The organism is Kribbella sp. NPDC048928, from assembly GCF_043197975.1.
GTDB lineage: Bacteria > Actinomycetota > Actinomycetes > Propionibacteriales > Kribbellaceae > Kribbella.
In genome coordinates, this window is the sequence record NZ_JBICUC010000001.1 from 417,754 (window position 1) to 443,480 (window position 25,727).

At 68.8% G+C, this 25,727-nt stretch carries 24 protein-coding genes; 8 read left to right on the plus strand and 16 right to left on the minus strand.

The features are described 5' to 3' along the window. Positions 1 to 8 precede the first annotated feature (8 nt). Both ACGFI6_RS01925 and ACGFI6_RS01930 read right to left on the minus strand, forming a co-directional pair. Positions 9 to 752: an alpha/beta fold hydrolase gene (locus ACGFI6_RS01925; RefSeq protein ID WP_393114530.1), complete on the minus strand. Its 744-nt coding sequence runs from the start codon at positions 750 to 752 to the stop codon at positions 9 to 11. A gap of 10 nt (positions 753 to 762) precedes the next feature. Continuing rightward, positions 763 to 1,218: an Lrp/AsnC family transcriptional regulator gene (locus ACGFI6_RS01930; protein ID WP_393114532.1), complete on the minus strand. Its 456-nt coding sequence runs from the start codon at positions 1,216 to 1,218 to the stop codon at positions 763 to 765. Between the two features lie 79 nt (positions 1,219 to 1,297). Here ACGFI6_RS01930 and ACGFI6_RS01935 point away from each other — a divergent pair, with 79 nt between their 5' ends. Further along, positions 1,298 to 1,702, plus strand: a complete 405-nt coding sequence (locus ACGFI6_RS01935) for a DUF2000 domain-containing protein (RefSeq protein WP_393114534.1) — start codon at positions 1,298 to 1,300, stop codon at positions 1,700 to 1,702. A gap of 93 nt (positions 1,703 to 1,795) precedes the next feature. On the opposite strand, the gene ACGFI6_RS01940 is transcribed toward ACGFI6_RS01935, so the two are convergent. From ACGFI6_RS01940 to ACGFI6_RS01980, 9 genes are all read right to left on the minus strand, one after another. After that, positions 1,796 to 2,530 (minus strand): hypothetical protein, encoded by a 735-nt coding sequence (locus ACGFI6_RS01940; protein WP_393114536.1) that lies wholly within the window; start codon positions 2,528 to 2,530, stop codon positions 1,796 to 1,798. A gap of 221 nt (positions 2,531 to 2,751) precedes the next feature. Next, the gene (gene rodA / locus ACGFI6_RS01945; RefSeq protein WP_393114538.1) at positions 2,752 to 3,918 is read right to left on the minus strand and encodes a rod shape-determining protein RodA; all 1,167 of its coding nucleotides are present in this window, start codon (positions 3,916 to 3,918) and stop codon (positions 2,752 to 2,754) included. 10 nt (positions 3,919 to 3,928) lie between these two features. After that, on the minus strand, positions 3,929 to 5,980 hold the full coding sequence (gene mrdA, locus ACGFI6_RS01950; protein ID WP_393114540.1) for a penicillin-binding protein 2: 2,052 nt from the start codon (positions 5,978 to 5,980) through the stop codon (positions 3,929 to 3,931). A gap of 40 nt (positions 5,981 to 6,020) precedes the next feature. Then, the gene (mreD, locus tag ACGFI6_RS01955) at positions 6,021 to 6,557 is read right to left on the minus strand and encodes a rod shape-determining protein MreD (protein ID WP_393114542.1); all 537 of its coding nucleotides are present in this window, start codon (positions 6,555 to 6,557) and stop codon (positions 6,021 to 6,023) included. 1 nt (position 6,558) lies between these two features. Beyond that, positions 6,559 to 7,530: a rod shape-determining protein MreC gene (gene mreC / locus ACGFI6_RS01960; RefSeq protein ID WP_393114544.1), complete on the minus strand. Its 972-nt coding sequence runs from the start codon at positions 7,528 to 7,530 to the stop codon at positions 6,559 to 6,561. A 10-nt stretch (positions 7,531 to 7,540) separates the two neighbouring features. After that, positions 7,541 to 8,557 (minus strand): rod shape-determining protein, encoded by a 1,017-nt coding sequence (locus ACGFI6_RS01965; RefSeq protein WP_393115741.1) that lies wholly within the window; start codon positions 8,555 to 8,557, stop codon positions 7,541 to 7,543. Between the two features lie 183 nt (positions 8,558 to 8,740). After that, on the minus strand, positions 8,741 to 9,151 hold the full coding sequence (gene ndk / locus ACGFI6_RS01970; protein WP_393114547.1) for a nucleoside-diphosphate kinase: 411 nt from the start codon (positions 9,149 to 9,151) through the stop codon (positions 8,741 to 8,743). 38 nt (positions 9,152 to 9,189) lie between these two features. Continuing rightward, positions 9,190 to 9,525: a DUF4233 domain-containing protein gene (locus ACGFI6_RS01975; protein WP_393114549.1), complete on the minus strand. Its 336-nt coding sequence runs from the start codon at positions 9,523 to 9,525 to the stop codon at positions 9,190 to 9,192. After that, positions 9,522 to 10,880 carry a bifunctional folylpolyglutamate synthase/dihydrofolate synthase gene (locus ACGFI6_RS01980; RefSeq protein ID WP_393114551.1) on the minus strand — a complete coding sequence of 453 codons (1,359 nt, stop codon included), beginning with the start codon at positions 10,878 to 10,880 and terminating at the stop codon, positions 9,522 to 9,524. Before ACGFI6_RS01980 ends, ACGFI6_RS01975 begins: the two co-directional genes overlap by 4 nt. A gap of 74 nt (positions 10,881 to 10,954) precedes the next feature. On the opposite strand from ACGFI6_RS01980, the gene valS reads away from it, so the two are divergent. The 3 genes from valS to ACGFI6_RS01995 all read left to right on the plus strand — a co-directional run bounded on the left by valS (position 10,955) and on the right by ACGFI6_RS01995 (position 15,904). Continuing rightward, positions 10,955 to 13,498: a valine--tRNA ligase gene (gene valS, locus ACGFI6_RS01985; RefSeq protein WP_393114553.1), complete on the plus strand. Its 2,544-nt coding sequence runs from the start codon at positions 10,955 to 10,957 to the stop codon at positions 13,496 to 13,498. 150 nt (positions 13,499 to 13,648) lie between these two features. Next, positions 13,649 to 14,392, plus strand: coding sequence for a hypothetical protein (locus tag ACGFI6_RS01990; RefSeq protein ID WP_393114554.1), 744 nt, complete (start codon positions 13,649 to 13,651; stop codon positions 14,390 to 14,392). 90 nt (positions 14,393 to 14,482) lie between these two features. Continuing rightward, positions 14,483 to 15,904 carry an ATP-binding protein gene (locus ACGFI6_RS01995; RefSeq protein WP_393114556.1) on the plus strand — a complete coding sequence of 474 codons (1,422 nt, stop codon included), beginning with the start codon at positions 14,483 to 14,485 and terminating at the stop codon, positions 15,902 to 15,904. A gap of 15 nt (positions 15,905 to 15,919) precedes the next feature. Here ACGFI6_RS01995 and ACGFI6_RS02000 read toward each other — a convergent pair whose 3' ends face one another. Together ACGFI6_RS02000 and ACGFI6_RS02005 are read right to left on the minus strand one after the other, a co-directional pair. Continuing rightward, complete coding sequence (locus tag ACGFI6_RS02000) at positions 15,920 to 16,846, minus strand: AEC family transporter (RefSeq protein WP_393114558.1); 927 nt, start codon at positions 16,844 to 16,846, stop codon at positions 15,920 to 15,922. Positions 16,847 to 16,914: 68 nt separating this feature from the next. Continuing rightward, entirely contained in the window at positions 16,915 to 17,361 is a 447-nt protein-coding gene (locus tag ACGFI6_RS02005; RefSeq protein ID WP_393114560.1) for a MarR family winged helix-turn-helix transcriptional regulator, read from the minus strand. Between the two features lie 71 nt (positions 17,362 to 17,432). Between ACGFI6_RS02005 and ACGFI6_RS02010 the strand changes: the two genes are divergently transcribed. Then, the gene (locus ACGFI6_RS02010) at positions 17,433 to 17,843 is read left to right on the plus strand and encodes a PPOX class F420-dependent oxidoreductase (protein ID WP_393114561.1); all 411 of its coding nucleotides are present in this window, start codon (positions 17,433 to 17,435) and stop codon (positions 17,841 to 17,843) included. A gap of 35 nt (positions 17,844 to 17,878) precedes the next feature. On the opposite strand, the gene ACGFI6_RS02015 is transcribed toward ACGFI6_RS02010, so the two are convergent. Continuing rightward, positions 17,879 to 21,940 (minus strand): S8 family serine peptidase, encoded by a 4,062-nt coding sequence (locus ACGFI6_RS02015; protein WP_393114563.1) that lies wholly within the window; start codon positions 21,938 to 21,940, stop codon positions 17,879 to 17,881. A 136-nt stretch (positions 21,941 to 22,076) separates the two neighbouring features. On the opposite strand from ACGFI6_RS02015, the gene ACGFI6_RS02020 reads away from it, so the two are divergent. Together ACGFI6_RS02020 and ACGFI6_RS02025 are read left to right on the plus strand one after the other, a co-directional pair. Beyond that, positions 22,077 to 22,859 carry a TrmB family transcriptional regulator gene (locus ACGFI6_RS02020; RefSeq protein WP_393114565.1) on the plus strand — a complete coding sequence of 261 codons (783 nt, stop codon included), beginning with the start codon at positions 22,077 to 22,079 and terminating at the stop codon, positions 22,857 to 22,859. Then, positions 22,860 to 23,390: a winged helix-turn-helix domain-containing protein gene (locus ACGFI6_RS02025; protein ID WP_393114567.1), complete on the plus strand. Its 531-nt coding sequence runs from the start codon at positions 22,860 to 22,862 to the stop codon at positions 23,388 to 23,390. On the opposite strand, the gene ACGFI6_RS02030 is transcribed toward ACGFI6_RS02025, so the two are convergent. Next, positions 23,384 to 23,908 carry a hypothetical protein gene (locus tag ACGFI6_RS02030; protein ID WP_393114569.1) on the minus strand — a complete coding sequence of 175 codons (525 nt, stop codon included), beginning with the start codon at positions 23,906 to 23,908 and terminating at the stop codon, positions 23,384 to 23,386. The two genes, ACGFI6_RS02025 and ACGFI6_RS02030, sit on opposite strands and share 7 nt — an antisense overlap. Positions 23,909 to 24,058: 150 nt before the next feature. Next, on the minus strand, positions 24,059 to 24,586 hold the full coding sequence (locus ACGFI6_RS02035) for a TetR/AcrR family transcriptional regulator (RefSeq protein WP_393114570.1): 528 nt from the start codon (positions 24,584 to 24,586) through the stop codon (positions 24,059 to 24,061). Positions 24,587 to 24,664: 78 nt separating this feature from the next. Between ACGFI6_RS02035 and ACGFI6_RS02040 the strand changes: the two genes are divergently transcribed. After that, positions 24,665 to 25,720 (plus strand): SDR family oxidoreductase, encoded by a 1,056-nt coding sequence (locus ACGFI6_RS02040; RefSeq protein ID WP_393114572.1) that lies wholly within the window; start codon positions 24,665 to 24,667, stop codon positions 25,718 to 25,720. Positions 25,721 to 25,727: the final 7 nt, after the last annotated feature.

Consider the following 25,727-nt stretch of genomic DNA (forward strand, 5'->3'; position numbering starts at 1 on the left):
TCGCGCGCTCAGGTGAGGTGGGTCAGGAGGAGAGGGTTGATGGTTTGGGGGTGGGAGTAGGTGACGAGGTGGGCGGCGGTTTCGATGATTTCCAGGTGGGCGCTGGGGATTTGGGGTGCCAGGGGTACGACGGTTTCTGGGGGGACGGACTGGTCGGAGTCGGTGGTGATGAGGAGGACGGGGGCGGTGATGTCGGGGAGGTCCGGGAGGAGGTTCAGAGCGCTGAGGGCTTCGCAGCAGGCGGCGTAGCCCTCAGGCGGGCAGTCGAGGAGCAGCTGGCGGACCGGGTCCGTGTCGGTGAACTCGGGCAGGAACCAGCGGCTGAGGGTCGCGTCGGTGATCGACTTGGTTCCCTCGGCGCGCACCTGTGCGGCGCGGTCGATCCAGGGCTGCGGGTTGGCTGCGGTGTTGGTCGGCGGGCAGATCGCGACCAGGCGGTGGATGCGCTCCGGGGCATGCTCGGCGAGCCAGAGGCCGATTGCGCCGCCGAGCGAGATGCCGACGTACGACGCCTGCTCGACCTCGAGCGTGTCGAGCAGTTCGAGGACGTCGCCGCCGAGGTCGTCGATCGTGTACGGGCCGGCCGGGACCTCCGATCCGCCGTGGCCACGATGGTCGAACGCCACCACCCGGAAGCGTTTCGCCAGTACGTCGACCTGGGGCGCCCACATTGCCTGGCTCGCCCCGAGCGACGATCCGAGCAGTACTACGGGCGCATCGGCCGAACCTGTCTCCACGTAGTTGAGTCGCATACCCACCACCCTACGAAGTCAGCGGCATGATCGTGGTGCGGCGGTGGTGCTCGAAGACAACCGAACTGCGGATGTCGGCGATCTCCTGGCGTTTGGCGAGCGCCAGGACCAGATCACGGAGCGCCTGCGTGTCCTTGACCGCGACGTGAGCCAGGAAGTCCGAGCCGCCGGAGACCATGAACATGTCCAGCGTCTGCGGCAGGTCCATCACGTACGCCTGGAACGCGGTCGCGACCGCCATCGCCTGCGGCCGGAGCTTGATCGAGATGATCGCCTGCGTGGACCGGTCGATCGCCTGCAGGTCGACCGCCGCGTGGTACCCGCTGATCACGCCCCGGTCCCGCAGCCCGCGGATCCGCTCCAGGCAGGTCGACGGGGCGATCTTGAGCTCGGCCGCCATCTCCCGGTTGGTGCGGCGGGCGTCGTCCTGCAGCATCCGCAAGAGCGCCGTATCAAGTTCGTCCATGGCCCCCAGTTTCGCAGATCTGCCGAACGATGTTCGGAGTACGCCTGAGATCCCCGTTCATCGGTCTACTGTGACCGGCGTGCTGACGAACAAGATGGTCGTGATTATCGCGACCGACGCCCCCATCGGCGTCGCCCTCAATACCGCCGCCCTGCTCGGCGTCGGCCTCGGTCACCACCACGACGGAACCGTCGGGCCTAGGACCATGGACGGCGCCGCTACACCGCACACCGGCATGTGCGCGTACCCGATCCCGATCCTCCGCGCCGATGACCTCAGCACGCTCCGCGCCCAGGCTGCCGCGCGCGACGACATCACCGTCCACGACATGCACCAGGTCGCGCAGCAGGCCAGCACGTACAACCAGATGTCCACCACACTCGCCGGCACCAAGCCCGACGACATCCAGTACCTAGGCCTGGCGCTCTACGGTCCCCGCCAATCCATCGACTCCCTCACCGGTGCGCTGCCTCTGTACCGCTAACGACAGGAGGTAGTGCCGCCGACGACGGCCCCGCGCGCTCACGCGGGCGGCCGATGGGCTCGCTCCGGGCACTACCTCCTGTCGTTAGGCCGGTCACGCAGGCTTGAGGAGCTGGCGGGCCTTGGTGACGGCTACCTCGGTGGCGGGCTCCAGCTCGGTGCCCTGGCCGGCGAGGACGCCGACGGACAGGATCACGTCGCCGACGCCGGTGACCACGGCGGCGTACTCGAGACCGCGTTTCGGGCCGCTGGTGCCGGTGAGGCGGAATGCGAACGGCTCGCTGCCGTACTCCGGAGCGGTGATCTTCTCGACCTTCATCGACGTGCTGCCGGCGCCCTCTGTCTTCAGGGTCACCTTGGAGCACGAGTCGACGGCCTTCGCGTACGAGTCGCGGAGGTCGGTCACCTCGTCGGAGGTGCCCATCGAGTCCAGGCCGTAGTCCACGTACGGGCCCTCTTGGCCGCCGGTGAACGTCCGGGAGACGCTGACCTTCGCGCCGGGCGCCTTGGTGGCGTTCAGGTACTTCACCAGGGTCTTGCAGCGGCTGCTCGGCGTCGAGAACGGCTTCGAGCCGTCGTCCTCGGACTTGTCCACGCTGAAGCCGCTCGGCAGATCGCTCAGCCCGGGCAGTGCGCCGGTCAACTCCGTGCTCGTCCGAGTGACCCGCACGGCGGGCGTCGACGCCGTGCCGGTCGGTGTCTTGCTCGGTGTCGCGCTGGGAGTCTGTGATGGCGTGAAGGGCGGCGGCGCGGCGCTGTTCTTTTCGTCCCCACCACAGGCGGTCATCGACAACGCAAGGGCAGCGGCTAGCGCGAGGTACCTGGTCACGGGGCCTCCCGGCCTGGACTGAGGAGCGGAGGGAGCCCGGTCCTGGGGCCTCCCGTTCTGGACTGAGGAGCGGAGGGAGCGCAGCGACCGGAGTGACGAGGGAAGAACGGGAGTGACAGCCCCAGGACCCGCCGCGACGGAGTCGCGGCATCCAATTCAGTCATGGGCCTTCCGGAGGCTCTGGGCGGGCCGAGCAGGCAGCAGCGTACCTGACAGGACAGTCAGTGGCGGTGCGAGCGTAGGTGGATGTTCTGCAGCAGGCCGACGGCCAGCAGGCACGCGAACATCGACGAGCCGCCGTACGACACGAACGGCAGCGGCAGGCCGGTGACCGGCATGATGCCGAGCGTCATCCCGATGTTCTCGAACGCCTGGAACGCGAACCAGCAGACGATCCCGGTCGCCACCAGCCGGCCGAACGCGTCCCGCGCGTTCACCGCGATCCGCAGCCCGCGGAACAGGATGATCGCGAACAGCACGATGATCGCGCCGGCGCCGATCAGCCCCAGCTCCTCCCCCGCGACCGTGAACACGAAGTCGGTGTGCTGCTCGGGGACGAACGCGTTCTGCGTCTGGCCGCCGTGGAACAGGCCCTGCCCGAAGACCCCGCCGTTCCCGATCGCGATCCGCGCCTGGTTCACGTTGTAGCCGATGCCCTGCGGGTCCGACGACGGATGTGCGAACGCCGTGAAGCGGGCGATCTGGTACTCCTTCAGCACGTGCAGCTTGATCGCGATCGTCGCGACCAGCACGCCCGCGGTGAGCAGACCGAGCATCCAGCGCTTCGGGACGCCGGAGACCGCGATGATCCCGAACACGATCGACCCGAGCACCATCACCGTGCCGAGGTCCGGCTGCAGCATCACCAGGACGACCGGGACGGCGGCGACCGCGACGGCCTGCGCGACGTCGATCGTCCGGGCCTCCTCGTTGCGGTCGGTCTCGCTCTTCTCCGCGATCAGCAGCGCCATCCCGACGATCACCGCCAGCTTGGCGAACTCGCTCGGCTGGATCGACATGAACGGCAACTGGATCCAGGACCGGGACCCGTTGATGGTCGCGCCGATCCCGGGCACCAGCACCAGGATCAGCCCGACGATCGAGCCCGCGTACAGCACGGGGGCGAGGATCCGGACCCGGCGGTGATCGGTGACCGCGGCACCGATCGCGAGCACCAGGCCGATCGCGAAGTTCAGCGCGTGCCGGAACAGGTACGCGTCCGGGTTGCCGCCGGTGAGCGACGTCCGGTTGTGGGTCGCGGACCAGATCAGCATCGCGCCGAGGAACGACAGCGCGACCACCGCGAACACCAGCACCCAGTCGACCTGCCACACCGTCGACCGGCGGTCCATCCGCGGCCGTGTCCGGATCGGAGTCAGTAGCGCCATGGCCGCCCCATCAGTGCTTCGGCTCCTTGCCGGGCGGCGGCGCGGGCTTGATGTTGTACAGCGTCTCGTAGATCTTCCGGACCGCGTCACCGCCGGCGCCCGAACCGGTACCGGCCTGGCTGATCATCATCACCACGGCATACCGATCGGTGTACGTCGCGAACCAGGACGTGGTCTGCTTGCCGTAGACCTCGGCCGTCCCGGTCTTGGCGCGGACCGGGATCTTGTCCAGCGGAAAGCCCTGGAACTTCCAGGCGGCCGTACCACTGATGGTGGTCTGCTTGAGTGCGTTGTCGATGTACTTCAGGTTCTTCGCCGGGACGGGGAGCTTGGCCTTCACCACCGGCTTGATCTCGTGCGACTTGCCGTTCGCCCCGATCCAGGACTGGACGACGCGCGGCTCGTACAGCGTGCCGCCGTTCGACAAGGCGGCGTAGACGGTCGCCAGCTGCAGCGGGGTGACGGTGGTGTCGCCCTGGCCGATCGCGAAGTTCACCGCGTCACCGGCACGATACTTGTACCCGTCGACGCAGAACTCGCGAGAGAACTGCTTCAAGAACGCCGACGTCCCCGCGGGCGGGTTGGTCGAGATCTTGCAGTAGTAGTCCTTCATCGAGTCGTAGTAGGTCTTCTTCCACTTCCGGTCCGCGATCCGGCCGCTCACCTCGCCCGGCAGGTCGATGCCGGTCGGCTTGCCGAGGCCGAACTTCTGCGCCATTTCGACCAGCGGGTCGTGGGTGGTGATGTCGCTGGAGTTGCCGCCCTCCTTCAGCCAGAGCGCGTACGCGATCCGGTAGAAGAACGTATCGCAGGACAGCGCCAGCGCCCGGTCGAACCCGATCATCCCGTACGACGCGGACTCGTAGTTCTTGAAGCGGCGGTTGCCGACCTCGAAGTACGACGAGCAGTCCAGCCTGGTCTTCTGGCTGTACCCGGCGCCGAGTGCGGCTGAGGTGGTGATCGGCTTGAACGTCGACCCCGGCGCCAGCTGCGCCTGCAGCGCGCGGGAGACCAGCGGTGTGCCGGACTTGGCCGAGTACAGCGCGTCGAGCTCGCGCTGGCTGATCCCGCCGACCCAGACCCCAGGGTCGTACGTCGGGTAGCTGGCCATGCCGACGACCCGGCCGGTCTTGGTGTCCAGCACGACCGCGGCGCCGGAGTCGGCGACGTACTTGCGGTGCGTCACCGGGTCGGTCTGCTTGCGCGCGGTCAGGATCGCGTTCTTCAGCTGGGCCTCGACCGACGCCTGGATCCGCGCGTCGATCGAGGTGACGAGCGTGGCGCCCGGGACCGGGGCGGTCTGCTTCTGGACGCCGGTGGTGTACCCGACCGCGTCGACGATCACGTCCTTCTCACCGGGCGTGCCGCGCAGCAGTTTGTCGTACGAGCGCTCGACGCCCGCGCGGCCGACCAGGTCGGAGCGGTGCGGGACCGAGTCCTGCCCGGCCTTGTCCATGTCCTCGAGCTCTTCGGTGGTGATCGGCGAGAGGTATCCGAGGATGTGCGCGGCGTTCACCTTGTACGGCCCGGGGTACGCGCGGAGGGTCTGCGAGTCCGCGGAGACGCCCGGAAAATCCTCGCGGCGCTCCATCACCTCGATCGCGACCTGCTCGCTGACGTCCTTCGCGACCGGGATCGGCTGGTACGGCGTCCCGTTCCAGCAGGCGGGAGGCTTGGACGCGCCGGGCTCACCGCAGAGCATCGTCCGCGCCTTGAGGTCCTTCGGCGTCTGGCCGAGCACCTTCGCGAGCCGGGCGATCACGACGTTCTGCTGGCTGTCCGGGAGCTTCGCGAGCACCGAACGGTCGACCGTGATCATCAGCGAGACGCGGTTGCCGACCAGGGTGCGGCCCTGGGAGTCGACGATCGTGCCGCGCGGGGCCGGGATCAGGACCTGCCGGATGTGCTGCTGGGTGGCCGCCTGCGAGTAGTCGGCGCTCGACATCACCTGCATGTACCAGAGGCGGCCGAACAGCGTGCACAGCAAGGAGAAGACCAGCACTCCGATCACGAACAACCGCAGCCGCGCCTTGAGCGGCGCCTCGAAACCGTCCCAGTTCATGACGACCTCCCGCGGACGGTGGAGGTGCGCAGTTCGGCGGTCATGGTGCGACTCGGCGGCGTTCGCGGGCGGGTTTCACCCGGCCGAGGATCCACATCACGAGCGGGATCACCACGATCGCGCCGACCACGTCGTACCCGGCGGCGATTCCGAGGCGGACCCCGAACTCGCCCCAGTCGACCGACGGGTCGTGCAGCAACGAGCCGGTCGCGCTGAACAGGAAGAACGAGATCGCCGTCCCGAGCACGACGGTCAGCGCAACACCGAGCGGCCCGACCGGGCCGGTCGAGGTCCGCTGGCGGCGGATCAGGCCGGCGACGTACCCCGCGATGGCCAGCGACAACGCCCAGCGACCGGCCGTGTGGTCGGCGGGCGGTGCGATGTCCAGCAGCAGGCCGCCCGCGAACCCGGCGATCGCACCCCACTCCGGCCCCCGGGACAGCGCCAGCGCGATCACCACGATCAGCGTCAGGTCGCAGGTCACGCCCGCGACCGCGATGTTCGCCAGCACGGACGTCTGGAGGGTGACCGCGATCATCAGGAACAGGGCGGCCAACCCGATCCGTAGTGCTATCACGTCAGTTCCCCTTTCCTGTGATCTGTGTGCGTGGTGGGCGGGCGGGTGGCCCGGTCACAACGCCGACGGTGTCGATCCGGGTCGGATCGACGTACGGCTTGATGGTTGCGGTGGATCCGAGCGCACCCTCGTTCGGCGTCACGGAGGTGACGACACCGATCGGGACCCCCGGAACGTACGGCGCGTTGTCGCTGGAGCCCCAGCTCACGATCCGGTCGCCGACCTTCGGACGCGCCTTGAGGTCGACCAGCTTGTAGTCGAGCGTGCCGGCCACGTCGCCACGTCCGGAGACGAAGCCGAGCGCAAGCGTCGAGTTCAGCCGGCCGCCGACGGTCGAGTTTCGGTCGCCGATCAGCAGCACGGTCGCAGTCCCCTGGGTCGCCCGCACCACCCGGCCGACCAGACCCGTCCCGTTCAGCACGGTCATGTCCGGGCGCACACCGTCCGCCGTCCCGGCATCGATCGTCACTGTGTGGCTGAAGGTCTGGGCACTGCCGAACCCGATCACCCGCGCGGGCGTCATCGTGTACTTCGGAGCGAGCTTGAGCAGCTTGTCCAGCTCCTGCGCCCGGCTGCGCGCGTAGTCGGAGGTGTTCAGCTGCTCGGTGAGGCCTTGGTTGTCCTGCTTCAGTTTTTCGTTCTCTGCTTTCAACCTATCCATTTCCGCGAAACGGTCGCGAAGGTTGTCCACAGGCTGCCGGGCCGAGGTCGCGGTCGACTCCAGCGGGCCGAAAACAGCGGCCGCACCCTCCCGCAGCGGCTCGACCGGTGAGCCGGCCGAGCGCCTGGCATCGAGCACGATCAGCGTGAAACAGGCCAGGATCACCAGCGCCAGTACGGATCGGCGGCGGCGCACCTCCCGCGGCGTCCCCGTCGATCGCAGCGGCGTCTCGCCCGCCGAGCGGAACGCGCTGCGCGTCGAGGTACTCCTGGCGGGGGTGTTGCGCGAGGGCGTACCGAGGTCCTTGAGCATCGGTCGGGTCTCAGCGCCGGTTGTCGGTGACCAGGATGCGGTTGAGGGTCTCGATGTTGTCCACGCACTTGCCGGCGCCGAGCACGACGGCGTCCAGCGGGTTGTCGGCGACGTGGATCGGGATCCCGGTCTCGTGCCGCAGGCGCTCGTCCATGCCCTTCAGCAGCGCGCCGCCGCCGGTCAGCACGATGCCGCGGTCGACGATGTCACCGGCCAGCTCCGGCGGCGTCTTGTCCAGCGTGGCCTTCACGGCGTCGACGATCGCGGTGATCGGCTCCTCGATCGCCTGCCGCATGTCGGCCGAGGACACCTTCACGGTGCGCGGCAGGCCGGAGACCATGTCCCGCCCGCGGATCTCGCTGTCCGGGCCGTCGGTGGTCGGGAACGCGGACCCGATCGTCATCTTGATCTGCTCCGAGGTGGCCTCGCCGAGCAGCAGCGAGAACTCCTTCTTGCAGTAGTTCACGATCGACTTGTCGATGGCGTCGCCGGCCACCCGGATCGACTGGCTGGTGACGATGCCGCCGAACGAGATGACCGCGACCTCGGTGGTCCCACCGCCGATGTCGACCACCATGTTGCCGGTGGCGTCGCGGACCTCGAGGTTCGAGCCGAGCGCGGCGGCCATCGGCTCCTCGATGATGTAGACCTTGCGGGCGCCGGCCATGTACCCCGCGTCCCGGACCGCGCGCTGCTCGACCGCGGTGATCCCGGACGGCACGCAGACCACGATCCGCGGCTTGGCGAAGTACCGCCTGCGGTGGACGCGCTGGATGAAGTACCGCAGCATCTGCTCGGCGGCGTCGAAGTCGGCGATCACGCCGTCCTTCAACGGCCGGATCGCGGTGATGTTGCCGGGCGTCCGGCCGATCATCTTCTTCGCCTCGTGCCCGAAGGCGACCGCTTCCTGCGGCTCGTCCGTCCGGGTCGCGACCACGGACGGCTCGTTCAGCACGACGCCCCGGCCACGCACGTACACCAGAGTGTTCGCCGTTCCGAGATCGACCGCCATGTCGCGGCCGAGCATGCTGTTCGCCACCGCGGCACCTCCCACTCGGTCCCCGACCAGGCTAGACGCTGCCACGCCCTGCCCGTGGACCGACACGACCGGTCCGCCCAAGCACGTATCGTATCTGTCTCTTCACCTGTAGTCCGCATTGACCCGGAACGACCTGCCCCGCAAGGCCGCTCCGCGCGGCATGCCTGTCCGTCAGGGCAGGTCGGGGAACCAGATCTTGATTTCGCGGGAGGCGGACTCCTCGGAGTCGGAGCCGTGCACGAGGTTCTCGCGGTTGGACAGCGACAGGTCGCCGCGGATCGTGCCGGGGGCGGCCTTGCGGCCGTCGGTGGCGCCGTTCAGCGCGCGGACGACCTCGATCGCCTCGTCGCCCTCGAGCACGAGCGCGACCATCGGGCCGCTGGTCACGAAGTCCCGCAGCGGCGGGTAGAAGGCCTTGTCGACGTGCTCGGCGTAGTGCTGGTCGGCCAGTTCGCCGTCGATCGTCCGCTGGTCCATGGCGACGATCCGGAGACCTTTGGCCTCGAACCGGCCCAGCACCTCACCGACCAGGCCGCGGCGGACCGTGTCGGGCTTGAGCAGGACCAGGGTGCGCTGCGACATCTGTCAACTCTCTCTAGAAGTAGATCGGGCGGCTGAGCCTAACCGGTTGCGGCCTCGTGGGCCTTTTTGGCTTCCTCGATGCGGCGGCCGAGGACGATCGCGGCCACCCAGAAGGCGGCGAACGCGATGCCGAGGACGAACATCACCGGTACGACGAAGCCGAGTCCGACGGCGCCGACCTGGACCAGCGAGCCGATCACGTACCCGGCCCGGAACCGCAGCAGACCGGCCGCAAGCAGGGCCAGGACGAACAGCCCGAGGCAGACCGGGATCGCCACCGCGGGACGGACGTCGGCGACCGAGATCATCACCGGTGTGACGAGGGCGAGCACGACGGACTCGAACGCGAGCACGATCGAGGCGAGCGACCTCACTTCTCGTCCTTCTGCTTGCGCACGAGCAGCGCCCGGGCCTCGCCGGCGGTGATCACCGAGCCGGTGATCAGTACGCCACCGCTGCCGAGCGCGACCGCGTCCTCCTCCGCGAGCCGGATCGCGTCGTCGATGGCGTCGATCAGGTGCGGCCGGACCAGTACCCGGTCCTCGCCGAACACCTCCGCGGCCAGCTCGCCCAGCTCCTCGGCCGGCATCGAGCGCTCGACGAAGCTGTTCCGGGTGCAGACCACGGTGTTCATGATCGGCTCGTACGCCTCGAGAACGCCGTACACGTCCTTGTCCTTCATACAGCCCAGGACGCCGATCAGCGGCTGGAACTGGAACACCTCCGAGACCGTGGCCGCGGTCGCCTCCGCGCCGTGCGGGTTGTGCGCGGCGTCGACGACGATCGTCGGGCTCTGCCGGACGACCTCCATCCGGCCCGGGCTGGTGACCTGCTCGAAGCCGGCCTGCAGCAACTCGGTGGTGACCCGCCCCTCGGTCTCCGGGCTCGCACCGAACAGCGCCTCCACGGCGGCCACCGCGGTGGCCGCGTTGTGCGCCTGGTACTCACCATGCAGGGGGACGAAGAGCTCGTCGTACTCCGCACCGAGGCCCTTGATCGACACCACCTGGCCGCCGACCGCGAGCGTACGGCTGACGATCCCGAACTCGATGCCCTCGCGAGCCACCTGTGCGCCGACCTCGGCGGCCTTGCGGAGCAGCACCTCGAAGACGTCCAGGCTCTGCACCGACATCACGGTCGTGCCGCCGGGCTTGATGATGCCGGACTTCTCGCCTGCGATCGTGACCGGATCCGCGCCCAGCAGGTGCGCGTGGTCGACCGCGATCGGGGTGATCACCGAGACCGTACCGTCGGCGACGTTGGTGGCGTCCCAGGTCCCGCCGAGGCCGACCTCGATCACCGCGACGTCGACCGGGGCGTCCGCGAACACGGCGTACGCCATCGCGGTCATCACCTCGAAGAACGTCAGCGGGTGCTCCTGCTCGGCGTCGACGACGTCCAGGTACGGCGCGATCTCCTCGTACGCCTCGACGAAGCGCTGCTCGCTGATCGGCTCCCCGTCCAGCGTGATCCGCTCCCGGACCGACTCCAGGTGCGGGCTCGTGAACCGGCCGGTTCGCAGCCCCGCCTCGCGGAGCAGGGTGTCGATCATCCGCGCCGTCGACGTCTTGCCGTTGGTGCCGGTCAGATGCACCACCGGGTAGGCCTTCTGGGGGTCGCCGAGCAGCTCGACGAGCCGCCGGACGCGCTCCAGGGTGGGCTCGATCTTGTGCTCCGGCCAGCGCTGCTGGAGCCGTGCCGATACCTCGGCGAAAGAGAGGTCACTCATCAGAACGCCAAGTCTAGGCGGGAGCTGTGGATAAGCGTTCGGAGCACCCCTTGACAACCACTAACATTGTGCGCATGAGCCAGACGTCCCGCGTTCCAGACAAGCCCACCCTCGACGGACTCGAGGAGAAGTGGGCTGCTGTATGGAAGGAACAGCAGACCTACGCGTTCGACCGCACCGCCGAGCGTGCCGATGTGTTCTCCATCGACACGCCGCCGCCGACGGTCTCCGGGTCGCTGCACGTCGGGCACATCTTCAGCTACACCCACACCGACCTGGTCGCCCGCTTCCAGCGGATGCGCGGCAAGGAGGTGTTCTACCCGATCGGGTGGGACGACAACGGCCTGCCGACCGAGCGCCGCGTCCAGAACTACTACGGCGTCAAGTGCGACCCCTCGCTGCCGTTCGACCCGGACTTCACGCCGCCGGCCAAGCCGGACCCGAAGAAGCAGCTCCCGATCGGCCGGCAGAACTTCGTCGACCTGTGCGGTGCGCTCACCCATGTCGACGAGCAGGCGTTCGAGTCGATGTGGCGCCAGGTCGGCCTGAGCGTCGACTGGTCGTACCTCTACACCACGATCTCCGAGGACTCCCGGCGGACGTCGCAGCGCGCCTTCCTGCGCAACTTCGCCCGCGGCGAGGCGTACCTGGCCGAGGCGCCGACGGTCTGGGACGTCACGTTCCAGACCGCTGTCGCGCAGGCCGAGATGGAGGCGCGGCCGTACCCGGGCGCCTACCACCGGATCTCCTTCCACGGCGCCGACGGGCCGATCTACATCGAGACCACGCGTCCGGAGCTGATCCCGGCCTGTGTCGCGCTGATCGCGCACCCGGACGACGACCGTTACAAGCACCTGTTCGGTACGACGGTGAAGTCGCCGCTGTTCGGCGTCGAGGTCCCGGTCCTCGCGCACCCGGCCGCCGAGATGGACAAAGGCGCCGGCATCGCGATGTGCTGCACGTTCGGCGACCAGACCGACATCCAGTGGTGGCGCGAGCTGCAGCTCCCGGTCCGTACGGTGATCGGCCGCGACGGCCGGCTGCTCCGCGACACCCCGGCGTGGCTGGCAGGGTCCGAGGAGCTGTACGGCGAGCTGGCCGGCAAGACGGTCTTCAGCGCCCGCGAGCTGACCGTCCAGAAGCTCCGTGAGAGCGGCGACCTGGACGGCGAGCCGAAGAAGACCGAGCGGATGGCGAACTTCTACGAGAACGGCGACAAGCCGCTCGAGATCGTCTCCACCCGGCAGTGGTACATCACCAACGGCGGCCGCGACGCAGGGCTGAAGCAGGAGTTCATCGAGCGCGGCAACGAGCTCGCCTGGGTCCCCGACCACATGCGGCACCGCTACCTGAACTGGGTCGAGGGCCTGAACGGCGACTGGCTGATCTCCCGCCAGCGGTACTTCGGCGTCCCGTTCCCGGTCTGGTATCCGCTGGACGCCGACGGCGAGCCGGACTACGCGCACCCGCTGATGCCGGAGGAGGCCGAGCTGCCGATCGACCCGACCTCGCGGGCTCCGCGCGGGTACGACGAGTCCCAGCGCGGCAAGCCGGGCGGGTTCGAGGCCGACCCGGACGTGATGGACACCTGGGCGACGTCCTCGCTGTCGCCGCAGATCGTCTGCGGCTGGGAGCGCGACGAGGACCTGTTCCGGCGGACGTTCCCGATGGACCTGAACACACACGCGCACGAGATCATCCGCACCTGGCTGTTCTCCCGCGTCGTCCGGGCGCACTTCGAGAACGGCACGCTCCCGTGGGCGCGGTCGATGATCTCCGGGTTCGTCGTCGACCCGGACCGCAAGAAGATGTCGAAGTCAAAGGGCAACGCGGTCGTGCCGACCGAGATCCTGGACAAGTTCGGCGCCGACGCGGTCCGCTGGCGCGCGGCGATGGCGCGGCCCGGGATGGACTCGCCGTTCGACGAGTCGCAGATGAAGGTCGGCCGCCGGCTCGCGATCAAGGTCCTGAACGCGTCGAAGTTCGTCCTCGGGTTCGGAGCGACGACGGTCGACACGTCCGCGGTCACCGAGCCGGTCGACCTGGCGATGCTGCAGCGGCTGCGGTCGGTCGTCGCGGACGCCACCGCGGCGTTCGAGCGGTTCGACTACACCGGTGCGCTGGAGGTCAGCGAGCGGTTCTTCTGGACGTTCTGCGACGACTACGTCGAGCTGGTCAAGGAGCGGGCGTACGGCGGTCAGGGCGACGCGCCCGCCGCCTCCGCGAAGGCCGCGCTGGCGGTGGCGTTGTCGGTCCAGCTGCGGCTGCTGGCGCCGTACCTGCCGTTCGCGACCGAGGAGGTCTGGTCGTGGTGGCAGGAGGGGTCGATCCACCGGTCCTCGTGGCCGACACCGGCGGCTGACCTCACGGTGGCCGAGCAGGCGCCGGAGGTTCTGGACGCGGTGTCCGAGGTGCTCGCGGGGATCCGCGGCGCGAAGTCCGAGGCGCAGGTGTCGATGAAGACCGAGGTCTCGAAGGTCGAGGTCAGCGGCCCGGCCGCGCGGCTGACGCTCGCCGAGCGGGCCGAGCCGGACCTGCGCGCGGCCGGCCGGATCACCGGCGAGATCGTCTGGAACGCGGACGACTCCGACGCGGTGAAGGTCGTCGCGACCCTCTGAGCAGCGGTCGCAGGTGCCCGTCTCCCGGTTCGGGAGGCGGGCATCTTCTACGTTCGACTACCCTGCGAGGTCGGTTTGTCCCGATGTGGAACGATCAAGGCGAGCCGACAAGCTGCACCCCGTGACCCGAATGTCCGAGGAGCCACCCCCATGAGCGACCCCACCGACCCGGCGGATCCCAAGGACCCGGCGGTCAGTACGGCCGACGCCACCGCCGACACCGGCGAGCTCGCCCCCGTCCCGGCCACCGAACCCAAGGCTGGTGAGCGCGCGGCGGGCGGCGTGGCGACGGCTTCGGCGGGGGTCGCCAAGGAGGGAGTCGTCACGGAGGGCGTCGTCAAGGAGGGCGTCGTCGAGGAGGGGAAGAAGCGGCGGCGACTGCCGACGCAGGTGGTCATGCTCCTCGGACTGGTGCTGGTGCTGCTGGTGCTGGCCGTCCTCGGGTACGTCTGGGGTCTCGGACCGCTGAACCGGTTGAACTCCGAGCGCGGCATCACCCCGCCCGCGAAGCTGGGCGGCCTGGAGCGCGTCACCGACCCGGAGATCCGCAGCCGCGCGCAGCTCGACCAGACCCGGGACGCGCTGAGCCGGATCAACAACGGCAAGAAGGTGATGGTCGAGGCGTACGGCAGCATCGACGGCGGCAGCTTCTACGTCCTGATCGCGCTCCGCGGCCGCGTCGACATCGACAAGGTCATCGCGGACTCCGGCGCTTCCCCCGACAAGGTCAAGAAGGTCGGCCGTAGCACCTGCATCGAAACCGCCGGCAACCTGCCCACCCAGTGCTACCGCGGCTCGACCACCCTCACCGTCATCGCCCAATCCGCCAACGAGGGCGTCGGCGTCGACCAAGTAGCCCCCGTAGCCGAAGAAGCCTTCAAAGCCATGAAGTAGACCTATGGTCAGGTTAAGAGGCCGGAGACAACCAAATTTGGTACGCTCAAATTTGGTTATCTCCTAGTTAGGTCTCTCAGGGAGGTGTGTATGGACCACTTCTACGGCCGAACCGGCGAACTGGACACACTCGATCGACTTCTGCAGCGGGTCGACGGGCGCGGCCGAACGGGCCGCCCCGGCAGGGCGGTGTTGATTAGCGGTCGTCGCCGGGTCGGCAAATCGCGACTGGTCGAGGAGTTCATCGAACGGTCCGGTCTGCCCAGCCTCTTTTACACGGCGTCGGCACAGTCGAACACCGCTTCCGACCTACGACTCTTCGTCGAAGCGGGAGCCAGTTCGACGCTACCGCAGGCGAAACTCTTCGCGGGACAGACACCGGTGGACTGGGATGCCGCCCTGCACCTTCTGGCCGCTGCGCTACCGGCCGATCGGCCGAGCATCGTCGTACTCGACGAAATGCCGTATCTGATCTCGAACGATCCGGGCTTCGAGGGAACGTTGCAGAAGCTGTACGACCGCGAGTTCTCGCGGAAGCCGGTCCTGCTGCTGTGCGTAGGGTCCGACCTCGCGATGATGGAACGCCTGAATCAGTACGACCGGCCGTTCCACCAGCGCGGAACCGAACTGGTGATCCCGCCGCTGAGCCCGGCGGACGTCGCCGACATGCTCGGAATCGGGCCCGCCGAGGCCTTCGACGCCTTCCTCGTCACCGGTGGACTGCCGCTGGTACTGGAGGACTGGCCGACCGGCGCCGGCATCTTCGACTACCTGGAGTCGGCGCTGACTGATCCGACCAGCGCCCTGATCGTCAGCGGCGAACGCTCGCTCGCCGCGGAGTTTCCGGCCGACGCACAGGCCCGACTGGTTCTCTCCGCGATCGGGTCGGGTGAGCGCACGCACACCCTCATCGGCCGGGCTGCCGGAGGCCTTCCGGCGACCAGTCTCAACCGGGCACTCAAGTTGTTGACTGCCAAGCGGGTCGTCCGGGCGATGACGCCGTTGTCCACCCGACCGTCGAAGGAGACGCGGTACTACGTCGCGGACTCACATCTGCGCTTCTGGCTGGCCTTCCTCGGACCGTACCTCGCCGAGGTCGAGCGTGGGCGCGGAGACCTGACGCTGGCTCGCATTCGGACGTCGTGGTCGACCTGGCGGGGTCGAGCGGTCGAACCTGTCGTGCGGGATTCGCTGTTTCGCCTGCGTGACGGTGGGTTGCCGGACGACACCGGCGCGATCGGCGGCTACTGGACCAGAACGAACGATCCCGAGATCGATCTGGTCGCGGCAGATCGCGGCCCGGTCGCGAAACACATCACCGCCATCGGATCGGTGAAGTGGCTCGAGCGCAAGTCGTTCGACCGCCATGATCTGGGACGTTTACACCTCCACCGTTCGCAACTGCCTGGGGCGACCGACTCGACTCCGCTGATCGCAGTGTCCCGTGCGGGCGTCGCGGTCGAAGGCGTCCAGTCGGTGGGACCGGAGCGACTGCTCTCGGCGTGGCGGTGAGTCAGGCCGATGGGGTCAGGCCAGGAGGCCGGCTATCAGGATCATGGTGGGGATGGAGAGGAGGGTGCTGAGCAGGACGGCGCTGCGGGCGAGGGTTCGGCTGGCTCGGTATTGGACGGCGTAGACGTAGACGTTCTGGGCGGTGGGGAGGGCGGCGAGCAGGGTGGGGGCCAGGAGGGCCGTGCCGTGCAGGTCGAGGACCCAGCGCGCGACGACGTACGCGGTCAGCGGCTGGGCGAACGTCTTGAGTGCGACCGCGAGGACGACGTCGCGCCGGAGCGTGATCGAGTCCTTCGTACCGGCGCTGAGGCTCAGTCCGTACGCGATCAGGGCGACCGGCACCGCGGCGGCCGCGACCAGGTCGATCGGGCGCATCAGCAGGTCCGGGAGCCGTACGCCGAGCACCGAGACGAGCAGACCGAGCAGCGACGCGACCGTCAGCGGGTTGCGCAGCGGACGCGTCAGTACGGTACGCAGCGGCACGCGCCGGCCGCTCCCCCGGCGGTCACTGTCCAGGACGGCGAACGCGATCGGCGCCATCACCACCACCTGGAGCAGCACGATCGGCGCCACCAGTGCGCCGTTGCCGAGCACATAGGCAGCCACCGGTACGCCGAGGTTGCCGGCGTTCACGTACGACGAGGCGAGCACCCCGATCGTCGCCTGGGATCGAGTTCGCCGCCAGATCACCACCGCGACGAGCAGGAACAGCACCTGCACCACGAACAGACCGGCCAGGTTGGTGACCAGCACCACCGAGAAGATCGAGTGCAGGTCGGCCCGCGCGACGGTCGTGAACATCAGCGCCGGCGTCGCGACGAAGAACGCCAGGCGGGACAGCACCAGTTCGTCCTGCGAGCGCAGTACGCCGGCGAGCCCGACGACGTACCCGAGCACGGCCACGGCGACCAGTGCCGCGAAGGCACCGATGACGGCCGACATCTCAGCAGCTCAAGCGGGTGGACACGCCCACGATCGTAGGGGAAACGCTGTCCGCGCGGTGCCGCTGATCATTCGCTGGACGGTGACGTGCGGCACCTCATGATGATGCCCTGAACCGTTGACCGGAACTGCTCGCGATCGCCGGACGGAATCGGGTCCGTCAGCCGGCCGAGCGCCTCGCCCATCTCGGAGTGGAACGCGATCGCCGCCTGCCGGCCCTCGTCGGTCAGCGTCACCTGCACCGCCCGCCGATCCCCCGGCACGGCGGAGCGTACGGCGAGCCCACGCTTCTCGATGCGGTCCATCAGCCCGGTCAGCGCGGCCTTCTCCACACCGAACATCTGCGCCAGCTCCGCCATCCCACGCGGTCCGCCGATCAGTACGCAGAGCAGCTTGGCCTGCACCGGCGTCAACTCGTGGCGCTCCGAGACGGTCGCGTAGATCCCCTGGACGACAGTCATCAGCTGGATCAGGCCCGTGCCGGTGTCCAGCTGCTCGGCCCACGTCTCGGTCACACGACTACGGTACATGGCGTGTATGGTTTAGCACGCGTACAGTACGTGGCATTAACCATCAAGGAGGATCGATGTCATTCAACGACGACGAACTCGAGTACCTGCGGACCCAGCGGATCGCGCGGATCGCGACCGTCGGTGCCGACGGGCAGCCCGACGCGGCGCCGGTCGGCTTCGAGTACGACGGCACGCACCTCTACATCGGCGGCATCGACCCGGTGAAGACCCGGAAGTTCCGCAACGTCCGGGCCGGCAACGCCAAGGTCGCCGTACTCCTCGACGACCTGCCGTCGACGGATCCGTGGATCCCGCGCTACCTGCGCATCTACGGCACCGCCGAGCTCGTCGAGCGCACCGGCCGCTTCGGCGCCGGCAGCTACCTGCGGATCACGCCGACGATCTCCTGGAGCTTCAACCTCGAGGGCAAGCCGTTCGGGCACGGCGACAACGTCTCGACCCGCCGCGCAGAACACGCCGCCTGACCCAGGGCGGGCGCGCCGCCCGCCCTGGGCTGTCCTCAGCGCACCCGGAGGGTGACGCCGACCGGTTCGGCGAGGTACGGCGTGTTCTCGCCGAGCCAAACGCCCGCGGTGTAGACGCCGCGGCCGAGATCCTTCGCGGTCAGCCGGACGCTGACGGTCAGGCTCTTCCCCGGCGCGAGCATCACCGGCGCGGACATCACAGCCCCCGGTTGCACGGTCGGGCCGGCGAGCGTCAGCCACGGCACGTCGGTCGGCGTGCAGGCACCGTTCGTCGGCAGCGTCTCCACGTTGTCGACCGGGAAGAAGCCGGACTTGATCGAGCCGCCGACCCGCGTCAGGCCACACGCGCTCCCGCCGCGGTAGAGCAGGTCGTGGGAGGGCGCGATCGCCGACCAACGATCGGCCACCGGATCGTACGAGAAGCCCTCGTTGGTGATGGCGCCCTCGGTGATCCCGCCCGAGACCAGCAGCCTGCCGTACGAGGCGGTGTAGGCCATGCCCCACAGCTCGATCGGGAGGTTCGCCTTCTTGGTCCACGTGTTGACAACCGGATCGTAGACAAAGGTGCTCTGCGACGTGACGCCGGCGCGCTTCACACCGCCGGCGCAGTACAGCTTCCCGTCGAGCGCTCCGCAGGCGCGGTGACCGCCCGGCTCCGGGTAGTTCGCCAGCACCGACCACGTATTGCTCACCGGGTCGTAGCGCCGTACGTCGGTCGAGTCGCACGCGTTCGTGCAGCCACCGACCAGGTACAGCTTGCCGTCCAGAACCGCTCGCCCGGAAGCGGCCTGCGCGGTCGGGCCGTCGGCCAGCCGGGTCCAGGTGTTCGTACTCCGGTCGTAGCCGAACGTGCTCGCGGTTGCGTGCACGGTCGGATCCCAGCCGCCGCTCACGTACAAGGTGTCGCCGATAAAGGCAGCGGCCGCGTTCTGCCGGCCCTCGGGCAGGTCCGCGATCGCCGACCAGGCCTTCGCGCCCGGGTCGTACCGGTAGCCCTTGGCGGTGATCACGTCCCCGTCGACACCGCCGACGGAGTACACGAGCCCACCGAGCTCCCCGACCGCGTTGTCCATGATGCGGTTCGGGTACTCCGTAGCTCCGACCCACGGACTCGCAGCCGGCGACGCCGAGCCGTGCCCGAGTCCCCCGGATCCGGACGCTCCGGTGAACCCGAGCGGCGAGTACGTACCCGGGACCCGCACCACTTCGTTGCTCCCGACAACCATCGACGAAGGAGCAGCAGTCGCGGCTGAGGCGGACGTCTCGACCCGGCGTTCACCGACGCTGACCTGTACCGGCGCCGTTCCGGTGTTGCGTACGGTAAAGCGGGCCGTCGTCGTACCGCCCTTCCGGACATCCGCCGACACTGCATCCGGATGCACCGACAATCGCCCGGCCGCCAGCCGGAAGTCGACGTGATGCACCTGCCCGTTCCGGACCTGCAGCCGTGCCGTTGCGTCCTGGTAGTCCACAAAGCCGGCAGCGAAGGACTGCCGCCCGGCCGGCGCGAACTTCCAGTAGAAGCCGTCCGCCACACCCGGGTCCGCCTGCGTAGCCGCGGACCGGACCGTCGTACCCGAACTCTGCACGACCGCGCCGTTGAGCATCGAGCCGGTGTTGCGGTCGCTCACGTTGCCCAGTACCAGCCCGCCCGCGACCGGACCACAGGTCTGGTCGCCGATGAACACGTCGTCCACCTGCCAGTACCAGGAGTTGAACGTCGCATCCTGATAGTTGAAGCGCACCCGGACGTTGTTCCGCCCGGCAGCCTGCGGGATCGGTACGACGGTCTGCTTCCGCCGCACGTCATCGGTCTGGTGCAGAACGGTCTCCCACGTCGTACCGCCGTCCAGGCTGAGGTCGACGTCCGCGATCTCCTTGATCGTGATGAATTCCTGCCGGAAGGTGATCACCGGAGCCGTTCGGGCCCGCAGGTCGAGCGGCGGCGACACCATCGCCGCGTCGAGCTCGACCCCACCGCCCGGGGCCTGGCCGACGGCGAACCCGCCGGTGCCACCGGTCTGGTTCTTCGCCCGGTACGGATCGTCGAACCGCCAGCCGCCGGCGGTCCAGCCGGCCGGCGCCCCGCTGTCGAAGTCGACCCGCACGCCGGCAAAGTCGTAGCCAGGGGCAACACAAGTCGTTGGATCGACCCTCAATGACAGGTCCTGTCGGACGTTCCGTCCGTGCACGGAGACCGTGGCGGTGCCGGCCGTGTAGCCCGGATAAACGGCTTCGATCTTGGTGGAGTACGTCGCGTTCGACGGCAACTGGAAGCTGTACTTGCCGGTCTCCGGATCGGTGTAGAACATCCCGCCCGGTACGTCCTCGACGGTGATCTTCGCGTACAGCGGCCAGCCCTTTCCGGACCCGTCCCGCACCGTCCCCGACACCGTGACGCGGGGCATCGGCTTCAGGCGCAGTACGATCGCGCTCGTCTTTCCGGCTGTCACGGTGGCCTGGGCGGACTGCGCGTAGTAGCCGAACCAGGACGCGTCGACGGTGTACGTACCGACCGGCAGCGGGACTGCGTACTCGCCGTCGTCTCCTGCGGTGCGCTCACGGCTCACCGGGCCGGTGATCTTCAACGCCGCAGTCGGCACCGGCTTGCCCGTACTGGAGTCGACGACGCTGACCGCCAACGTTCCCGTCTCGCCGACCGGCGCGGAATCCACGAGCGCCAAGGCGTTCAAGCGGCCTTCGCCGTACACGTTGTTGTCGGCATCCGTCCCACCGCAGGCGTCGTCCGGTGTGTCGACGCTGCTGCCGTCGAGCAGCTTGCGAGTCGCGGCGACGTCGCCGACCAGGCCGGGGGCAGCGGACCACAGGAGCGCCACCGTTCCCGCCACGTGCGGCGCGGCCATCGACGTACCGCTGGCGTAGCCGTAGCTGTTGCCCGGGACGGACGAACGGACGTCGACACCCGGCGCGGACAGGTTGGGCTTGGTCTCGCCGTCCTGGCCGCTGCCACGACTCGAGAAGTCCGCGATCGTGTTGTTCTCGTCGTACGCACCGGTCGAGTAGTTCGACGACAGGCTGCCGGGAGAGCCGCTCGTGCGGCAGCCCGAGCCGAGGTTGCCATTCGACCAGACGGCGAAGATCCCGGACGCGGCCCAGGCCTGGGTGATGTCTTCCATGAACGGATCGTTCGACGGCGACTCGCTGCCCCAGGAGTTGTTGACGACCTGCGGACGGCGACCGGCGTCCGGGTTCTGCCCGGCCAGGTCGCGGGGCTGCAGCATCCATTGCCCGGACGCGATCAGGGACTCGTCGCTCGGGCAGCAGCCGTTGGCCGCGATCCAGTTCGCGCCCGGCGCGACGCCGATGCCGTCGGCACCGATCATCGTGCCCATCGTGTGCGTCCCGTGCCCGTTCTGATCACACGGCACCGGTCCGCAGGTCCCGGCCGCGTCGAACCAGTTGTAGTTGTGGTCGAACGTCCCGTCGGGCTTGCTGCCGCGGTACTGCCCGACCAGCGCCGGATGGTCGTACTGGACGCCGGTGTCGATGCTCGCGACCGTGATGCCGGCGCCGCGATCGCCGTACTGGCTCCAGACCTCGTCGGCCTTGATGTTCGCGATTCCCCACTCGACCGCGGCCGCAGCGCGCGCCGCGGCTGCCTTGGGCTCGAGTTTGGGCGGGTCGTACGACGTTGTCGCGTACAGCCCCTCGACGGCCGCCGAGGTTGCGAGCTGCTGCGCCAGCGCCAGATCACCCTTCTCGACGCGGATCGCGTTGGTCGCCCAGAACGCCTTGTAGGGAACGCCTGCGGCGTCGAGCTCGGCCCGGGTGTCGCGTTGTGCGGCATCGGCCGCGGCCTGGAGTACGTCGGCGACGGCGGTGCCGCGCGCCGACCAGTCGTCGATCGCGGCCGCCTTGGACAGGTCGGGCCGCGCGCCGAAGCGTACCCAGAAAGCCACCGGCGCCACCGACCGCTGCGTCAGCTGCGCCCGGAGGTCCGGCTTGATCTTCGAGTCCGCAGCCGGTTTCACGGCGGGGACTTCGGTTGGTACGGCGGTCGCGGGGCTGCTGATCAGCGTCGCCGTCAACCCCACGACCAGGGTGACGACTGCCACGACGTACGGGCGGATTCTCATCTGCTGCGCTCCCCACCTGGTTCGGGCATCACAGCCGGTGACTTTATGGCGCACGATCGTCAGAAAACGGGGCAAAGTGTCGGCACTTTGTGGGCAGATGTCGTCCAGCCGCTGGAGGACTTGTTGACTGAGCTCCATGGGGACCGACACCGAGACGATGCTCGAGGACCTGGGCCTGTCGAAGACCGAGGCGAAGGTGTACCTCTGCCTGCTCGACGAGGCGGCACTGCCGGCAGCCACGATCGCCGACCGGACCGGCACGTCGCGCAGCAGCGTCTATCTGATCCTGCGTTCGCTGGTCGACAAAGGCCTGATCGACGCCGGCGCCGGCTACAGCAGCCGCTACCACGCGGCGCCGCCCGGGCGAGCTCTTGGCGCCCTGCTGGAACGCGAGCGGCTCGAGCTCGAGAACCGCAAGCAGCAGGTCGACCTGATGCTGCCCGGCCTGACCGCCCAGTTCGAGCAGAACGCACGGGCGGACGGGGAGCTGGTCGAGATCCTCCGGACGCCGAGCCTGGTCGGCGAGCGGTTCGACCGGCTGCAGTCGGAGGCGCGGACGTCGATCGACATCGTCGTCCGCGGTCCGCTGCAGGTCGGCGGCCCGAACGACGCCGAGGTCGCCGCACTACGCCGCGGAGTCCGCGCCCGGGCGATCTACGACGACGCGATCCTCGCCGATCCCGTCGTCGCCAGGAACCTTGCCGGCTGGACGTCCGAAGGCGAACAGGCCCGCGTGTACCCGGGCGCGCTGCCGATGAAGTTCGCCCTCTTCGACGCGCACACGGTGGTGATGCCGCTGGTCGCGCCGGGCGTCACCGGCGTGGTCGCGATCATCGTCCGCAACCATGAACTCGCGGCAGCCCTCGAGTTCCTCTTCGACACGTTATGGACGGCCTCAACTCCTCTGAAGCAGGTCTAGATGGACTCCCCCGCCACTCCGCCGGTGGTCGTCTGCGTCGCCGGTACTCCGGAAGAACGCAGCCGGCTCGCCGCGCAGTTCGACGGCAACGGCGTACTGGTCATCGCCTCGGATCCCGCTGTCGCCGCCGCGTTCCTGAGCCAGTTGCACGCTCCGCCCGGCCGGCGTCCGCTCGGTGACACCGACGTCATCAGGGTCGGTGATCTGCGCCTCGACCAGCACGAGGCCACCTGGCGTGGACGACTACTTCCGTTGACGCCGTACGAGCTGAAGGTGCTGGCGTGCCTGGCCGAGCGGCCGGGCCGGATCTGGACCTATCAGCAACTGCACGACCGCGCGTGGGACGGCTCGTACTTCACCGGCCCGGCGGCCGTGCAGTCGGTGATCAAACGGCTCCGCGCGAAGCTGCGACAGGCCCGCGTACCGGTGCATGTCGACGCAGCGCGCGGCCTCGGTTTCCGGCTGACCGAAGGCAGCGACCTCCGGCTGATCGGCGGTCAGGTCTCGGCAGGTGTCACGGCAGGTCAGTAGCCGTTGCCGTACCCGCCGCCATTGCTGCTGGTCTGCGGCGATGACGGTGCCGACGGGGCCGACGCCGTCGTGGTGGCGGCGTGCCAGGTGAAATTGGTGCCGGAGAAGGCGTCGGAGAAGTTGTTGCCCTTCGCCTCGCCGGAGCTGGTGTCGAGCTTGAACGTGTAGAGCGGCTTGCCCTGGAAGGTCAATTGCTCGACGCCGGTGTCGGAGCGCTTCATCGTCGCGAGCCCGGTCACCGTCTTCGCATCGTCAGCGGTTCCGGTCGCGGGCATCCAGAAGCTCAGGCAACTGGCCGTGCACTTGAGCATGCCACCGGCCTCCTGATCGGCGAAGTACAGGGTCTTGCCGTCCTTGTCGACCAGCGCCTTGCCGACACCGCTCACGTCCTGCACCGATACCGCACCGGCCGGAGCCGCACCGGCCCCAGGCTGCGAAGTGTTGTTACTCCCACCACACGCGGCAAGCGTCCCCAGCGCGGCGACCGTTGCACCTAGCAACAAGATTGTGGATTTCATCAGATCTCCTCTCGCCCGCAACACGGCCAATCCCCCCAACCGGTTCAACCAATCCCCAACTCGCCCGATGCGGCGGCGTCTTTTCGGAACATTTCTGCCACTGGACGCAACTTTGTTTCCGGAGAACCCAGGCGCCAGCGGGGGTATTGATCAGGGTTGGGGGCGGAGGCCGTCGAGGATGAGGGCGAGCATCCGGGGGGACCGGTCTTCGGCGGCTCGCCAGAGGGCGGCGGTGAGTTGGAGGAAGTCGCCGGGGTCCGCGTCGGCGCGGATGGTGCCGTCCTTTTTCCCGGCGTCGAGCAGTTCGGTGATCGCCGCGACGACCGGGCCGTAGGTCTGCTCGGTGATCGACTGGTGCGCGCCGGGGCTGAGGGCGTCGCCGAGACCGTGCTTGCGGCGCATCGCCTCGACGAGATCGGTGGTCCACTCCCGCAGCGCGTCCAGCGGTGGCCGGTCGGCGAGCAAGCGGGGCACGGATCCGACGATCCGCTGCACCTCGTCCTGGTAGATCGCGAGGACCAGCACCTCCCGGGTCGGGAAGTTGCGGTACAGGGTTCCGGCCCCGACCCCCGCGCGCTGCGCGATCTGGTTCATCGAGGTGGCGCCGTCCTCGACGAAGGCCGCGCGGGCGGCGTCGAGGATGCGTTGCCGGTTCTCCCGGGCGTCCGAACGAACCACAGAAAACCTCACCTTGCTAAGTGGAGAGCTCTCCACTATCGTAGGTGGAGACCTCTCCAGATAGCCTAGAGGAGCATCATGAGGGACATCAAGCCCGGTACGACCGGGGACGGCGCAGGCGGGAGCCGCGTACTGGTCACCGGAGGATCCGGCTTCATCGGAGGCTGGTGCGTGCTGGCACTGCTGCAGGCCGGGTACGACGTCCGTACGACGGTCCGTGCCCTGAGCAAGGAGCCGGCGTTGCGCGCACAGCTGCACGCGGCAGCCGACTTCGACGACGCGCGGCTGACGGTCGTGCGTGCCGATCTGCAGAACGACGACGGCTGGGCCGACGCGGTCGCCGGATGTGAGTACGTGCTGCACGTCGCCTCGCCGACGCTGCGCAACACCCCGGAGAGCGAGGAGTCGATGATCGCTGCCGCCCGCGACGGTGTGCTCCGCGTACTGCGGGCAGCTCGGGACGCACCGGTACGCCGGGTGGTGCTGACCAGTGCGTTCGGTGCGATCGGGTACGGCCACCCGAAGCGGTCGGTCCCGTTCACCGAGGAGGACTGGACGAACGTCGACGCGGACATCGCGCCGTACCAGAGGTCGAAGACGCTGGCCGAACGCGCCGCCTGGCAGTTCGTGCGGGACGAGGGTGACGGGCTGGAGCTCGCCGCCGTTCACCCGGTCGCGGTGCTCGGACCTGTTCTCGGCCCGGATGATCCGCCGTCGCTGCGGACGATCCGCTCCTTGCTCGGCGGGTCGATGCCCGTCTGCCCGCCGTTCGGCAGCAGCTGGGTCGACGTCCGCGACGTCGCCGACCTGCACCTGCTGGCGATGACCGACCCGGCCGCCGCCGGCGAACGCTGGCTTGCGTCGGCCGGACCCAGCCTGCGCGTCGTCGAGCTGTCCCGCATTCTCCGCGAGCGGCTCGGGGAGCGCGCGGCCAAGGCACCGACGCGCGAGCTGCCCTTGCCCGTCGCGCGGATGCTCAGCCGGTTCAACCCGCAGTTGCGCGCGCTGCGCCCGCAGCTCGGCCACGACTTCGACGCGACCGCCGCGAAGGCGGAACGGCTGCTCGGCTGGAAGCCCCGGCCGATCGGCGATTCGATCGCCGATACGGCCGAGAGCCTCCTCACCCACGGATAGTGCGACC

Bases quoted from the DNA above. Each gene is read 5' to 3' on its own strand.
- ACGFI6_RS01925 (WP_393114530.1), bottom strand. From the start codon at position 752: ATGCGACTCAACTACGTGGAGACAGGTTCGGCCGATGCGCCCGTAGTA.
- ACGFI6_RS01930 (WP_393114532.1), bottom strand. From the start codon at position 1,218: ATGGACGAACTTGATACGGCGCTCTTGCGGATGCTGCAGGACGACGCC.
- rodA (WP_393114538.1), bottom strand. From the start codon at position 3,918: ATGGCGCTACTGACTCCGATCCGGACACGGCCGCGGATGGACCGCCGG.
- mrdA (WP_393114540.1), bottom strand. From the start codon at position 5,980: ATGAACTGGGACGGTTTCGAGGCGCCGCTCAAGGCGCGGCTGCGGTTG.
- mreC (WP_393114544.1), bottom strand. From the start codon at position 7,530: ATGCTCAAGGACCTCGGTACGCCCTCGCGCAACACCCCCGCCAGGAGT.
- ACGFI6_RS01965 (WP_393115741.1), bottom strand. From the start codon at position 8,557: ATGCTCGGCCGCGACATGGCGGTCGATCTCGGAACGGCGAACACTCTG.
- ndk (WP_393114547.1), bottom strand. From the start codon at position 9,151: ATGTCGCAGCGCACCCTGGTCCTGCTCAAGCCCGACACGGTCCGCCGC.
- ACGFI6_RS01980 (WP_393114551.1), bottom strand. From the start codon at position 10,880: ATGAGTGACCTCTCTTTCGCCGAGGTATCGGCACGGCTCCAGCAGCGC.
- valS (WP_393114553.1), top strand. From the start codon at position 10,955: ATGAGCCAGACGTCCCGCGTTCCAGACAAGCCCACCCTCGACGGACTC.
- ACGFI6_RS01990 (WP_393114554.1), top strand. From the start codon at position 13,649: ATGAGCGACCCCACCGACCCGGCGGATCCCAAGGACCCGGCGGTCAGT.
- ACGFI6_RS01995 (WP_393114556.1), top strand. From the start codon at position 14,483: ATGGACCACTTCTACGGCCGAACCGGCGAACTGGACACACTCGATCGA.
- ACGFI6_RS02000 (WP_393114558.1), bottom strand. From the start codon at position 16,846: ATGTCGGCCGTCATCGGTGCCTTCGCGGCACTGGTCGCCGTGGCCGTG.
- ACGFI6_RS02010 (WP_393114561.1), top strand. From the start codon at position 17,433: ATGTCATTCAACGACGACGAACTCGAGTACCTGCGGACCCAGCGGATC.
- ACGFI6_RS02015 (WP_393114563.1), bottom strand. From the start codon at position 21,940: ATGAGAATCCGCCCGTACGTCGTGGCAGTCGTCACCCTGGTCGTGGGG.
- ACGFI6_RS02020 (WP_393114565.1), top strand. From the start codon at position 22,077: ATGGGGACCGACACCGAGACGATGCTCGAGGACCTGGGCCTGTCGAAG.
- ACGFI6_RS02025 (WP_393114567.1), top strand. From the start codon at position 22,860: ATGGACTCCCCCGCCACTCCGCCGGTGGTCGTCTGCGTCGCCGGTACT.
- ACGFI6_RS02030 (WP_393114569.1), bottom strand. From the start codon at position 23,908: ATGAAATCCACAATCTTGTTGCTAGGTGCAACGGTCGCCGCGCTGGGG.
- ACGFI6_RS02040 (WP_393114572.1), top strand. From the start codon at position 24,665: ATGAGGGACATCAAGCCCGGTACGACCGGGGACGGCGCAGGCGGGAGC.